The sequence below is a fragment of the Actinophytocola sp. KF-1 genome (genome assembly GCF_054661535.1).
This window is the reverse complement of sequence record NZ_BAAFVK010000015.1, coordinates 92,265-105,819: the sequence shown is the minus strand read 5'-3', so window position 1 is coordinate 105,819 and position 13,555 is coordinate 92,265. Positions and strand designations below refer to the sequence as shown.

Genomic DNA, 13,555 nt, shown 5'->3' with positions numbered 1-13,555 from the left:
GGACCCATGCGAACCCGGACGAGTTTTCTCGTTGTCGGAGCGGCACTGGCCGTGCTCACCGCCTGCACCGACGCGCCCGCGGAGCGTGAGGGCACGGGTCAGGTCCCGCGCAGCGGTACGAGCGCGCCGACCACGCCGAGCGCCGCGGAAACACCCCAGCTGAAGGTGGAGACGGTCGCGGGTGGACTGTCGCACGGCTGGGACGTCGGGTTCCTGCCGGACGGCAAGGTCCTCGTGACGCAGCGGCCGGCGCGCATCGCGCTGCTGTCGAGCAGCGAGCCGGGCGCGAAGGTCACGACCCTGAAGGCCGACCTGGCCGACGTGTTCGTCCAGGGCGAGGGCGGCCTGATGGGGCTCGTGGTGCACCCGGACTTCGAGCGGACGCGCCGGTTCACGACCTGCCAGACGCACACGGAGAACGGGGAGCCGGCCGACATCCGGCTGGTCACGTGGCGTCTGACCGAGGACGAGTTGGTCGCGACGCGCGAGAAGGAGCTGCTGACCGGCCTGCCGCTGGCCCAGTCCGGCAGGCACTCCGGCTGCCGCCCGACGCTGGCCCGCGACGGGTCGTTGCTGGTCGGCACCGGCGACACCGCGCACGGCACGTTCCCGCAGGACCGCACGAACCTGGGCGGCAAGGTGCTGCGGCTCGACCTGAACACGGGCGAACCCATGCCCGACAACCCGTTCATCGGCTCGGCGAACGAGCGCGAGCGGTACGTCTACACGTACGGCCACCGCAACATCCAGGGCGTCGCGCTGCGGCCGGACTCGGACCAGGTGTTCACCGCCGAGCACGGCCCGAGCAAGAACGACGAGGTCAACCTGATCCAGGCGGGCAAGAACTACGGCTGGGACCCGTCGCGGGGCGGCACGGTCGGCGGCTACGACGAGAGCGTCGAGATGACCGACCTCCAGCGGTTCCCGGACGCGGTGCCCGCGAAGTGGCAGACGGGCGACATGACCGAGGCGGTCTGCGCGGCGACGTTCCTGGACGGTGACCAGTGGGGCGCGCTCGACGGCGCCCTGGTGATCACGGCGCTGAAGGGCGCGAAGGTCATCCTGCTGACCCTGACGGAACAGGGTGACGTCGAGACCGTGTCGGTGCCGAAGGAGTTCACGGACACGTTCGGCCGCCTGCGCGCGGCACGGACCGGCCCCGACGGTGCCCTCTACCTGACGACGAGCAACGGCACGGACGACAAGCTGTTGCGCGTCACCCCGGCCTGACCGTGCGGCCGATCGACCTCGCGCGGGCGGCGGGGGTCTCCACGCAGCAGGTCCGCAACTACGTGGACTGGGGCGTCCTGCCACCCGCGCCGCGCACCGAGTCGGGCTACCGCGTGCTCGACGAACGGCACCGGGACGCGCTGCTCACCTACCGCGCACTGGCGAAGGGGTTCGGCTGGGCGGCCGCCAAGGCGATCATGAACGCGGTCCACGACGGCGACGTGCCCGCGGCGCTCGCCCTGGTGAACGAGGCACACGCGGACGTGCACGACCAGACCCGCAAGCTCGCGGCGACGGCCGAGGCGCTCACCGCGGTCGCGTCGACGGAGCCACCGCCGCGCTCGAACCTGCGCATCGGCGAGGTGGCGAGGGTGCTGGGCGTCCGCACGTCGGCGCTGCGCGTGTGGGAGGACGCGGGACTGCTGGTGCCCGCACGGGAACGCGGCACGGGCTACCGCTTCTACACCCCGGCGGACGTCCGCGACGCCCGGATGATCACCATGCTGCGGCAGAACGGGTACGGCCTGGAGCAGATCCAGCCGATCCTGGCCGGCCTGCGGGAGTCCGGCAGCAGCGACGCCCTGCTGGCGGCGGTGGAGACGCGGCGGTCGGCACTGGTCGCGCGGACGCGCGCCATGCTGGCGGGCGCCGCCCTCCTGCACGGTTACCTGGGCTGATCAGTGCTCTTCGCGCAGCACGGGCGCGTTCTCCAGGTGTGACAGCCCGTTCCACGAGAGGTTGACCAGGTGCGCGGCCACCTCCTCCTTGCGGGGCTTGCGCGAGTCGAGCCACCACTGCCCGGTCAGCGCGACCATCCCCACCAGCGCCTGGCTGTACAGGGCGGCGAGCTTCGCGTCGTAGCCGCGGGACGAGAACTGCACCCCGAGGATGTTCTCGACCTGCGAGGCGATGTCGTTCAGCAACGACGAGAACGTCCCCGTCGACGACGCGACCGGGGACGCGCGCACGAGGATGCGGAACCCGTCGGCGGACCCCTCGACGTAGTCCAGCAGGGCCACGGCGGCACGTTCCAGCAGCAGCCGGGGGTGCGCGTCCTCGGCCAGCGCGGTGGTCATCGACGTCAGCAGGTAGTGCATCTCCCGGTCGACCACGACCGCGTAGACGCCTTCCTTGCCGCCGAAGTGCTCGTAGACCACCGGTTTGGAGACGTTCGCGCGGTGTGCGATCTCCTCGATCGACGCGCCGTCGAACCCCTTCTCGGCGAAGAGGGACCGCGCCACGTCGAGTAACTGCTGCCGCCGCTCTTCACCCGTCATGCGCACCCGTGGTGCCGGCGCCTCCCCACGTCGGGGAGGCGCCGTCCGGGTCCGCCGCCTGACCGCCATTTGAGTCACCCTAGAGGCAACCACCGACGGTCCGCGGGCAATTACGCCTCCGCACCCGCCGAGATCTTGGCGAGGCGTGCCTTGGTGGGCCAGCGGACGCTGTGCACCCAGCCGAACTTCTCGAAGAACCAGATGATCCTGGCGGAGGTGTCGATCTGGCCCTTCTTGACGCCGTGGCGGGCGCAGGTCGGGTCGGCGTGGTGCAGGTTGTGCCACGACTCGCCGAAGGACAGGATCGCGAGCGGCCACACGTTGGCCGCCTTGTCACGGGACACGAACGGCCGGTCGCCGATCATGTGGCAGATCGAGTTGGTCGACCAGGTCACGTGGTGCAGGATCGCGACCCGCACGAGACCGGCCCAGAAGAACGCGGTCAGCGCGCCCCACCAGGACCACGTGATCAGCCCGCCGAGCACCGCGGGGAGCAGCAACGTCAGCGCCGTCCAGATCGCGAAGGTGTTGTTGACCCGCACGATGTCCTTGTCGGCGAGCAGGTCGGGGGCGAAGCGCTCCTTGTTGGTGAGGCTGCGGTCGAACAGCCAGCCCATGTGCGCGTGCCAGAAGCCCTTCGCGAGCGCGACCGGGCCGGTGCCGAACAGCCACGGCGAGTGCGGGTCGCCCTCCTTGTCGGAGTACGCGTGGTGCCGCCGGTGGTCGGCGACCCAGATGATCGGCGGGCCCTGCATGGCCATGCTGCCCGCGATCGCCAGGAAGACCTTCAACGGCCGCTTGGCCTTGAACGAGCCGTGCGTGAAGTACCGGTGGTAGCCGACGGTCACGCCGTGCCCGGTGAAGTAGAAGAACGCGAACGCGAGGATCACGTCGGTCCACGTGAGGCCCCAGCCCCACGCGAGTGGCACCGCGGCGATCAGCGCGGCGAACGGCAGGAGGATGAAGATGTACACGCCCACTTGGGCGTACGTCTTCCGTTCCCCGACCGTGATCGGTTTCGGGCTCTTCTTCGGTGGCGCGGCACCGCCCGCGGACTCGTCGAGGGTCGTCGTCATCCCTAGCTACCCCGTCTTCCAGATGTTAGGCGAGCCTCGCCTACGCAACCGTAACTTACGTGTCCCAATGAACCAGGCGAAGCCACGACGCGACCACTCACGTGAGCCGCGTCACACCCATTTGGACGCGCTTCCTTCCGATCGACCGGGTACCACTGCCACGGGGAGGACATGCATGCCACGATGTCCAACCGTGGGCGGATTACTCCGTCCGCGATCCGCCGTGGTGTAAAGGCAGCACCTCAGATTTTGGTTCTGATGGTCCAGGTTCGATCCCTGGCGGCGGAGCTGTCCGCGCCCGGCGGGCAGGGCTTCCGGTTCGGTAGAGGTGGACAATCCACGTGGATGGCGGCGAGCGGACCGACGTGCGGGTCGACGCTGACCGGCCCGCGTTGGACGAGCGCTCCGACGCGTGGCTGGTGGGGCGCGCCCGCGAACTGCTCGCGATCACCCAGGCCGGTGAGCGTGGCGACCACGCCCGCCACGTCGACGAGATGGACCGCCTCCTCGCCCAGGCCCGCCGCCGCGACGAGCCGAGGCTCGTCGGCCAGCTGCTGCGGGCCGCGACCGCGATCCGCGTCGTCGACACCGAGTCCGCGGCGGACGCGGGTGACATGGCCGAGGAGTTCCTGGCGCACGCCCGCAACCACAAGCTCGTCGTGCTGGAGGCCGACGCGCACGCGCTGCGCGGCACCCGCCTGCTGATGATCGGCGAGGAGGACGACGCGCTGTCCGAGGTCGCGGTCGGCCTCGCCATGCTCGACGAGAAGATCGAGCCGGACCCGCTGTACGGCAGCCGAACCTGGCACGTGCTGATGACGTCCACGCTGATGGACCTCGGCACCGTCCTCGCCCAGCTCGGCGTGTACGAGGTCGCCGACCAGGTGATGAAGAAGGCGAACCGGCACATCCGCAACGGCGCGGGCAGCCACGACATCTCCGTGCACCTGCTCACGCGCACCCGGCTGCAGCTCGGCTGGGGCCTGCGGCTGGAACGCGCGGGCCAGGACGACGAGGCGGCACAGCACTTCGCCGAGGCCGCGGCCATGGCGAAGGGCATCGAGCTGCCGTTCCAGGAGTCGCTGTTCCGGCGCAGGCTCGACCGGCCGGCCGCCGACCAGGTCCCCGTGATCGGCGCCGCGCACGCGCTCGCGAACCCGTCGAGCGTGCACCTGGAGCGGCTGGCGGGCCTGCTGGAGCTGGCCCCGCAGCGCGAGCTGATCTTCGTCGCCATCGCGCTCGCCCGCTGCCTCGAGCACTGCGGGCACGTCGAGGAAGCGGTCGAGGCCCTCGGCGCCGTGCAGAAACGCCTCTACACCTCGACCATCGAGCAGGGCCTGTACCTGTGCCTCATCCGCGAGTTCGCGCGGCTGTCCAGCATCGCGGGCGCCGACGACGGCGGCGAGCGGACCGCCAGCGCGCTGCAGCTGTACGTGGCCGAGCTGGAGGCGCAGCTGTCCGACCAGCGGCTGTCGCGCAAGACCACGCTCGACACCCGCCGCGAGCACGAGCGGCTGTCCCGCAAGCACGGCGCGATCGCCCGGCAGGCGCTGCAGGACCCGCTGACCGGCCTGCCGAACCGCCGCGCACTGGACGAACGGCTCGAGGAGCTGTCGGCGCAGGTCGGGGAGAAACCGCTCGCGATCGCGCTGGTCGACCTCGACGGGTTCAAGGGCGTCAACGACCGCATGTCGCACGCCGACGGCGACGACGTGCTGCGTGTGATCGCCAGCACGGTCCGCGACACCCTGCGCGGCTCGGACATGGTGGCCCGCTACGGCGGCGACGAGTTCATCGTGCTGCTGCCCGGAGCGCCGCTGCAGCCCGCGGCCGCCGCGCTGCGCCGCGCAGCCGACGCGGTGGCCCGGCTCCCGCAGGACCTCAGCCACGGCGTCACACTCTCCGTGGGTGTCGTGTCCCTACGGCCGGGTGAAACCGCCGCCCGTGCGCTCGCCCGCGCCGACGCCGCCATGTACCAGGCAAAACGTGGCGGCGGCAACGACGTGGTCGCCGTCTCCGGGGACGAAACGGACGCACCGGAGGTCGCCGAGGAGCCTTCGACCGACCCTGCGTGGGTACTCCCGGAGGGCACGTAGGATCGAGTCCCGGGGCTCGTCCGGGCCTCGAAAATCGATCTCAGGCCAAGGGAGACGGCTGCCATGCCGGAGGGCTCGTCCGGGCTCGGAGAAGTCAGCACGATCATCCTCGCCGCCGGCGAGGGCACCAGGATGCGGTCCCGCACCCCGAAGGTGCTGCACCGGATCGCGGGCCGCTCGCTGGTCGAGCACGCCGTCCGCGCCGCCGCGGGCCTGCGTCCCGCACGGGTGGCGGTGGTCGTCGGCCACGGCAGGGACGCCGTCACCGAGCACCTCGCCGAGGTCGAGAAGGGCATCGACGCGACCGTCACCGTCGCCGTCCAGGAGGAGCAGCACGGCACCGGGCACGCGGTCCGCTGCGCGCTCGACGTGCTGCCCGCGGAGCTGACCGGCACGGTGCTCGTGACCTACGGCGACGTGCCGCTGCTCGACACGCGGACCCTGTCCGCGCTGCTCGCCGAGCACGGCGAGAAGGGCAACGCGGTCACCGTGCTGACCGCGCGGGTCGACAACCCGCACGGCTACGGCCGGATCGTCCGCGACGCCGACGGCACGGTCGCCGCGATCGTCGAGCAGAAGGACGCCACGCCGGAGCAGGCGACCATCACCGAGATCAACTCCGGCGTGTACGCGTTCGACGCGGCCGTGCTCGCCGACGCGCTGGGGCGGCTGTCCACCGACAACGCCCAGGGTGAGCAGTACCTCACCGACGTGCTCGCCATCGCACGCGGCGACGGGCACCGCTGCGGTTCGTGGACCTGCGACGACCCGTGGCTGGTCGAGGGCGTCAACGACCGCGTGCAGCTCGCCGCGCTCGGCCGCGAGCTGAACCGCCGCCTCACCGAGCAGTGGATGCGGGCGGGCGTCACCATGACCGACCCGGCCACCGTGTGGCTCGACGCGGGCGTCCAGCTGAGCCGGGACGTGGTGCTGGAGCCGAACGTGCAGCTGCGCGGCGCCACCACCGTCGGCGAGGGCGCCACCATCGGCCCGGACACGACGCTCACCGACGTGCGCGTCGGCGCCGAGGCCAAGGTCATCCGCACGCACGGCAGCGAGTCGACGATCGGCGACGGCGCGAACGTGGGCCCCTACGCCTACCTGCGGCCCGGCACCGTGCTGCACGACAAGGGCAAGATCGGCACGTTCGTCGAGGTCAAGAACTCCGAGATCGGCAAGGGCACGAAGGTGCCGCACCTGTCGTACGTCGGCGACGCCACGATCGGCGAGTACTCCAACATCGGGGCCGCCAGCGTCTTCGTGAACTACGACGGGGTGACCAAGCGCAGGACGACCGTGGGGTCGCACGCGCGCACCGGCAGCGACAACATGTTCGTCGCGCCGGTCAACGTGGGGGACGGCGCGTACAGCGGGGCGGGGGCCGTGCTGAGGGAGGACGTGCCGCCGGGTGCGCTGGCCGTTTCGGCCGGCTCGCAGCGCAACATCGAGGGCTGGGTGCTGCGCAAGCGACCGGGCACGCCGGCGGCGGAGGCCGCGCGGCGGGCGCTCGGGATCACATCCGAGTCGGAGGAGCAGCAACCATGAACGCCAAGTCCGGGACGCCGAAGAAGAACCTGATGTTCTTCTCCGGGCGGGCGCACCCAGAGCTCGCCGAGGAGGTCGCGAAGCACCTCAACGTGTCGATCACGCCCCAGTCGGCGTACGACTTCGCCAACGGCGAGATCTTCGTCCGGTTCGAGGAGTCGGTCCGCGGCTGCGACGCGTTCGTCATCCAGAGCCACTGCGAGCCCATCAACCAGTGGATCATGGAGCAGCTGATCATGGTGGACGCGCTGAAGCGCGCGTCGGCCAAGCGGATCACCGTGATCATGCCGTTCTACCCGTATGCCCGGCAGGACAAGAAGCACAAGGGCCGCGAACCGATCTCGGCACGGCTCATCGCGGACCTGTTCAAGACCGCGGGCGCGGACCGGATCATGACCGTCGACCTGCACACCGCGCAGATCCAGGGCTTCTTCGACGGCCCGGTGGACCACCTGTTCGCGCAGACGCTGCTGTCGCACTACGTGAAGGAGCAGTACGGCGCGGACAACGTGACGGTCGTGTCGCCGGACGCGGGCCGCACAAAGCTGGCGGAGAAGTGGGCGGACGACCTCGGCGGCGTGCCGATCGCGTTCATCCACAAGACCCGTGACCCGCTGCGACCCAACGAGGTCGTCGCCAACCGCGTGGTCGGCGAGGTGCGGGACCGGCTGTGCGTGGTGATCGACGACATGGTCGACACCGGCGGCACCATCGCGAAGGCCGTCGACCAGCTGTTGGACGAGGGCGCCGCGGACGTGGTCGTGGCCGCGTCGCACGGCGTGCTGTCCGGCCCGGCGCCGGAACGGCTGTCCCAGTGCGGCGCGAAGGAGGTCGTGTTCACCAACACGCTCCCGATCCCCGACGCCAAGCGCTTCCCGAAGCTGACCGTCCTGTCGATCGCGCCGCTGCTGGCGCGGGCCATCCAGGAGGTCTTCGAGGACGGTTCGGTGACCAGCCTGTTCGACGGCAACGCCTGACGCTTGCGGTTGCGGTCGCCGTCCTCGGCTCGGGGGCGGCGATCTCGATCTGCTGCGCGCGCTTTGTCGAGCGGTCGCTCGCGCGTTCTTCGTTCGCGAGCCTCGCCAAGGTCCGTCAAAGTCGGGTGGGACTTGCCTTGCGTGGGTTTCCCTCCGGGGGGTCCTCGCCGGACGGGCTGGTCTCCGGGATGGCGGCGGGTCGGGCACGGGGTTGGGTTGGCAAGGACTGGTGTCCGTGGCTGCCTGCCATCCCGTCGACCTCCCATGGGCTATCACACCGCGTCAAGGGGCCCGGGAGGCTTGGGCACAGGGTTGGTTGGGCATCCGGGCCCCTTGACCCGGCGTGATCGGGCTTCGCCAGGTCGACGGGATGGCAGACACCCCTCACGGGGTTATGGGGCTTCGCCCCGCTTCGCAGGGTTCGGGCGCTGCGTGCCCGGCATGCCGGGGTCGGCGTCCTCATTCCGGGGTTCCGATCCTCACGCCGGGGTCGCCATCCTGGGGTCGGCCCTCGCCGCTCGCGCGCGATGGCAACCCCCACCCGATCCCGGGGGCCACCCGCCATGCCAGTCTACCAGTGGGGACCGACAATTCCAGGCCAGCGCCGCGAGCTGTGGATAACCAGGGCGGCTGTGGACAACTCGGCCGCACGGTACATGCGAACCGGCCCCCTGGTGCCCTTGCCAAAACGGGCCGCGTAGACTATCCGGGTTGCCTCGGCGAGGGCGGGCGTCATGCCCGGCGTGATCGACGCGGCGGCTTGACTGCCGCACGCTCATGCCCCGTCGCCGCAGGTCGCCGCCGCCCCCAAGGTTTCTTGTAGCAAGGAGTGCACCACCGTGTCCGAGGTCCGTCTCGCCGCCGAAGCCCGTACCGAGTTCGGCAAGGGCGCCGCGCGCCGCACGCGACGCGCAGGCAAGATCCCCGCGGTGCTCTACGGTCACGGTTCCGACCCGAAGCACCTGGCGCTGCCCGCGATCGAGTTCGCCCGCGTCGTGCGTGAGCACGGTCAGAACGCCGTCCTGACGCTGGAGATCGACAGCAAGAGCGAGCTGGCGCTCACGAAGACCGTCACCACCCACCCGATCAAGAACTACATCGAGCACGTCGACCTGCTGCTCGTCCAGCGCGGCGAGAAGGTCAACGTCGAGGTGCCGGTGGTCATCACGGGAGAGGCCCAGCCCGGCACGCTCGTCACCCAGGACGCCACCACCATCGAGGTGTCCGTCGAGGCGCTGCACATCCCGGAGCAGTTCGAGGTGTCGCTCGAGGGCGCCGAGGCCGGCACGCAGGTCCTGGCCAAGGACGTCAAGATCCCGTCCGGCGCCGAGCTGGTCACCGACCCCGACACGCTGATCGTCGCCGTGAACGTCGCGCCGACCGCCGGTGAGATGGAGGGCGAGACCGCCGAGGGTGAGGCCGAGGAGACCGAGGCCCCCGCCCCCGAGGCCGCCGAGGCCTGAGAGTTCTCCTGACCGGGCGGTCCCTTCGGGGGCCGCCCGGTTAGCGTTTCTGCCATGACTTCCGCTTCCGCTGACGAGCCGGTCCTGGTCGTGGGGCTCGGCAACCCCGGCCCGCGCTACGCCGGCAACCGGCACAACATCGGTTTCCTGGTGGTCGACGAACTGGCGGCCCGCGTCGGCGGCAAGTTCAAGGCCCACAAGGGCGGTGCCGAAGTGCTCGAGTGCCGTCTCGGTGGCCGCCGTGCCGTGCTGGCGAAGCCCCGGTCGTTCATGAACGTCTCCGGGGGGCCGGTCGTGGGCACCGCCCGCTTCTACAAGGTCGCCCCCGCCGACGTCGTCGTCGTGCACGACGAACTGGACCTCCCGTACGGGACGGTGCGGCTGAAGCTCGGCGGCGGCGAGAACGGCCACAACGGCCTGCGCTCGATTTCCAAAAGCCTCGGCACGCGCGACTACCTGCGGGTACGGTTCGGCATCGGACGACCGCCGGGACGCATGGACCCAGCCGACTTCGTGCTGCGGGACTTCTCGGCAACCGAACGCAAGGAACTGGCGCTGGCCGTCGATCACTGCGCGGACGCGACGGAGGCGCTGGTGGGCAAGGGCCTGGAGGCGGCGCAGAACCTCTTCCACGCCCGCTAGGGAGTGCCGATGGACGTGCCACTGACCCCGATCGTCGTCGACGTCGTGACGTTCGACCGGGCGCCGCTGGGCAGACGTGGCTACAACGAGGACCAGGTCGACGACCTCCTCGACCGCGTGCAGGCCACCCTCGCGGGCAAGGACAACCTGACCGCGGCGGACGTCCGGGCAGCCGAGTTCGACGCGGCGCCGTTCATCCGCCGCGGGTACCACGAGGACCAGGTCGACGAGTTCCTCGACCTCGTGGTGGAGGAACTGACCCGCCGGGAGAACGGCGGCGCGGGCGCGACACCCGGCTTACCCACGGCGGCCCCGGCCGCTCCCGGCGCGCCGGCCGTCGACACCGCGCCCGCCACCACCGGCACCCAGGCCCCGACGAACGGTGCGAGCGCGGTGCCCGCAGGTCTGCCGAGCAGCACCCACGCCCCCACCACCCACCTCACCGCGCCTCCGGCGAGCTTCCCTGGCCCTGCGCAGCACGCTCCCGGGACGCCCGCGCGGGGCTTGCCCGCCGCCGACCCGAGCACCCCGGTCGCCTGGGTCCCGTTCCCCGCGACGCCGCGGTCGGCTCCTCCGCCCACGCCCGCCGAGCAGACGAACCCCATGCTGTTCGTGGTGCCGCCGTCGCTGCCGTCGCCGAGCACACAGCCACTTACGCGGACGACCACCGACGCACCACGCGAGACCAAGCCGAACGAGACGGGCGAGGCGTCCGTAGCCGCCGGGCAGGCGGCGTCGGCCTTCCGCGCGGGCTCCACCTCGGAGGTGCAGGAGCAGCCGCCCGCACCCAGGACCCTCGCCGACTACGCGCCGAAGCAGCCTCTGCCGCAACCGGCCGAACCATCCCGGCAGGCCGCTCCAGCGCACCCGCCCATGCCGCCGCACCAGCCGGTATCGCCGCGCCAGGCCATCACACCGCAACAGCCCGAGCCACCGAGCCAAGCCCAGGCACCGACACCACCCGCACCGCCACAACCCGAGCCGTCCCGACACGTGGAGCCACCCCCGCAGGCCGAAACCCCACGCCAGGCCACCACACCGCAACAGCCCGAGCCACCGAAGCACGCCCAGGCACCCGCGCCGCCACAACCCGAGCCATCCCGACAGGCGGAGCCACCCCCGCAGGCCGAAACCCCGCACCAGGCCACCACACCGCAACAGCCCGAGCCACCGAAGCACGCCCAGGCACCCGCGCCGCCACAACCCGAGCCATCCCGACAGGCGGAGCCACCCCAGCAGGCCGAAACCCCGCACCAGGCCACCACACCGCAGCAGCCCGAGCCGTCGAGGCAAGCCCAGGCACCCGCGTCTCAACCGGCTCGCGAACCGGAGCAGGCCGAGACACCCGAACCGGCAGGCGGCGAGCACCCGGCGTTCCCGTTCCCACCCGCGCCGCCCGGTGAGCCGGGCTATGCGCCCGCCGACGTGGCGCGGCTGGCGAACCTGCTCGCGAACTCACCGGATCGCGAGCAGCTCGCCGGCCTCACCCTCACGACCACCGCCACCGGCGGCTACCACACGGGCACGATCGACGCGCTCCGCCAGGCCTGGCTCGACGCCCTCGCTACGAAGCGGCCTTGATCGAGTCCGCGAGCTGCTCACCGGCGGCGGCGCGGCGGAGCTTGCCCGACGGGGTCTTCGGCAGCGTCCCCGGCGGCAGCACCAGCACCGCCGACGGGCGGGCGTTCACGGCCTCGAAGACCCGCGCGCCGACCTCCTTGCGCAGCACCTTCTCCTTGTCCGCGTCACCGGCGAACCGCGACTCGACCACCACCGCGAACCGCTCGCGGCGGGTGCCCGCGTCGAGGCGGACCGCGACCGCGTTGCCCGCGCGCACACCGTCCACAGAGGTCGCGGCGCGTTCGATGTCCGTCGGGTAGATGTTGCGGCCCGCCAGGATGATCACGTCCTTCGCGCGGCCGCAGATGACGATCTCACCGTCCACTATGTACCCGAGGTCGCCGGTCGGGAGCCAGCCGTCCTCGTCCTGTGTCGCGAGTGGACCGTCGACGGTCAGGTAGCCGGGCGTCACCGACGGGCCGCGCACCTGGATCTCGCCGACCTCGCGTTCGGCCCGGACGGCGCCGTCGAGCACGATCCTGGCCTCGAACCCGTCGAGCGGCGGGCCGAGGATCGCGAACGTGCGGCGTTCCGACTCAGGCGCGTCAGCAGGCACCGGCACGGCGCGGTTCTCTTCCTCCAGCGCCACCGCGTCGAGGTGGTCGAGCCGCAGCCCGATCATGGGCGACGCGAACGAGATCGCGAGGGTGCCCTCGGCCATGCCGTACGCCGGGAACACGCACTCGGCGGGCATCTTGAAGCGGGCGCCCGCGGTCACGAACGCCGCGACGGCCTTCTCGTCGATGGGTTCCGCGCCGTTCAGCGCGATCCGCAGCTTCGACAGGTCGTACTCGTCGTCGTTGTCGACGCCCCCGAGCCGCCTGCCGAGCAGCGCGTACGCGAAGTTCGGGGCGGCGGTGATGGTGCCGCCGTAGTCGGAGATCAGCTTCGCCCACAGCAGCGGCGCGGTCAGGAAGTCGACCGGGGTGACCTTGACCAGCTCGATCCCCCACGCCATCGGGGTGGTGTAGAAGCCGACCATGCCCATGTCGTGGAACATCGGCAGCCACGACACCATCACGTCGTGCTCGGGGTCGAGCTCGGCGCGGTCGGCCATCGCGGTGATGTTCGCGAGCAGGTTGCCGTGGGTGATCCGCACGGCCTTCGGGTCGGCGGTCGAGCCGCTGGTCAGCTGCAGCAGCGCGGGCGCGTCCTCGTCGACCTCGACGAACGTCTCCAATGGCGTGCCGCCGACCAGGTCGCTGATCAGCAGGTACCCGATGCCGTGCTGTTCCAGCACGGGCGCGAGCTGGTCGAACGGCTCGCCGAGCAGCACGAGCTTCGACGAGATCATGTTGAGCACGCGCACGGTGTCCTCGGCCCACATGGCGAGGTCGGACCGCGGCGTCGGCTGGTGCAGCATGGTGACGCTGCCGCCGGACAGCCACACGGCCTGCACGGCCGGGCCGATCGCGGCGGGCGCCCCGGCGAGCACCGCGACCGCTTCTCCCCTGGTCAGGCCGTGTGCGACGAGCGCACCCGCCATCGCCCTGGCCTGCTCGTGCACCTGCGCCCACGTGGTGTGCACCGGGTTGCCCGGCGCACCGGTGGTGACGCCGCGCCGCCGCCCGCCGTCGGTGGCGGTGGCGACCATCTTGTCGACGAAACGACTCATACCCAAAAGCGTAT

The 13,555-nt window shown here is 71.3% G+C and carries 11 protein-coding genes and 1 tRNA gene; 9 read left to right on the top strand and 3 right to left on the bottom strand.

Annotated features, from left to right (window positions below; translation table 11 throughout):
- Positions 1–6 precede the first annotated feature (6 nt).
- Positions 7–1,230: a PQQ-dependent sugar dehydrogenase gene (locus ACYQ77_RS37055; protein WP_459720297.1), complete on the top strand. Its 1,224-nt coding sequence runs from the start codon at positions 7–9 to the stop codon at positions 1,228–1,230.
- Between the two features lie 2 nt (positions 1,231–1,232).
- Complete coding sequence (locus ACYQ77_RS37050) at positions 1,233–1,907, top strand: TioE family transcriptional regulator (protein WP_459720294.1); 675 nt, start codon at positions 1,233–1,235, stop codon at positions 1,905–1,907.
- Here ACYQ77_RS37050 and ACYQ77_RS37045 read toward each other — a convergent pair whose 3' ends face one another.
- Positions 1,908–2,507 (bottom strand): TetR family transcriptional regulator, encoded by a 600-nt coding sequence (locus ACYQ77_RS37045; protein ID WP_459720291.1) that lies wholly within the window; start codon positions 2,505–2,507, stop codon positions 1,908–1,910.
- Between the two features lie 110 nt (positions 2,508–2,617).
- Positions 2,618–3,583 (bottom strand): acyl-CoA desaturase, encoded by a 966-nt coding sequence (locus ACYQ77_RS37040; protein ID WP_459720288.1) that lies wholly within the window; start codon positions 3,581–3,583, stop codon positions 2,618–2,620.
- Positions 3,584–3,800: 217 nt separating this feature from the next.
- Here ACYQ77_RS37040 and ACYQ77_RS37035 point away from each other — a divergent pair.
- The 7 genes from ACYQ77_RS37035 to ACYQ77_RS37005 all read left to right on the top strand — a co-directional run bounded on the left by ACYQ77_RS37035 (position 3,801) and on the right by ACYQ77_RS37005 (position 11,887).
- Positions 3,801–3,871: transfer RNA gene (locus ACYQ77_RS37035), tRNA-Gln, on the top strand.
- Between the two features lie 206 nt (positions 3,872–4,077).
- Entirely contained in the window at positions 4,078–5,679 is a 1,602-nt protein-coding gene (locus ACYQ77_RS37030; protein WP_459720620.1) for a GGDEF domain-containing protein, read from the top strand.
- Positions 5,680–5,742: 63 nt separating this feature from the next.
- Positions 5,743–7,224, top strand: a complete 1,482-nt coding sequence (glmU, locus tag ACYQ77_RS37025; protein WP_459720286.1) for a bifunctional UDP-N-acetylglucosamine diphosphorylase/glucosamine-1-phosphate N-acetyltransferase GlmU — start codon at positions 5,743–5,745, stop codon at positions 7,222–7,224.
- Positions 7,221–8,201: a ribose-phosphate diphosphokinase gene (locus ACYQ77_RS37020; RefSeq protein WP_459720283.1), complete on the top strand. Its 981-nt coding sequence runs from the start codon at positions 7,221–7,223 to the stop codon at positions 8,199–8,201. The genes glmU and ACYQ77_RS37020 overlap by 4 nt, the downstream gene beginning before the upstream one ends.
- Positions 8,202–9,040: 839 nt before the next feature.
- Positions 9,041–9,664 (top strand): 50S ribosomal protein L25/general stress protein Ctc, encoded by a 624-nt coding sequence (locus ACYQ77_RS37015; protein ID WP_459720281.1) that lies wholly within the window; start codon positions 9,041–9,043, stop codon positions 9,662–9,664.
- A gap of 54 nt (positions 9,665–9,718) precedes the next feature.
- The gene (pth, locus tag ACYQ77_RS37010) at positions 9,719–10,306 is read left to right on the top strand and encodes an aminoacyl-tRNA hydrolase (protein ID WP_459720278.1); all 588 of its coding nucleotides are present in this window, start codon (positions 9,719–9,721) and stop codon (positions 10,304–10,306) included.
- A gap of 9 nt (positions 10,307–10,315) precedes the next feature.
- A complete protein-coding gene (locus ACYQ77_RS37005; protein WP_459720275.1) occupies positions 10,316–11,887 on the top strand; it encodes a DivIVA domain-containing protein in 1,572 nt (523 codons plus the stop codon).
- On the opposite strand, the gene ACYQ77_RS37000 is transcribed toward ACYQ77_RS37005, so the two are convergent.
- Positions 11,871–13,541: a fatty acyl-AMP ligase gene (locus tag ACYQ77_RS37000; protein WP_459720273.1), complete on the bottom strand. Its 1,671-nt coding sequence runs from the start codon at positions 13,539–13,541 to the stop codon at positions 11,871–11,873. The genes ACYQ77_RS37005 and ACYQ77_RS37000 overlap by 17 nt on opposite strands.
- Positions 13,542–13,555 lie beyond the last annotated feature (14 nt).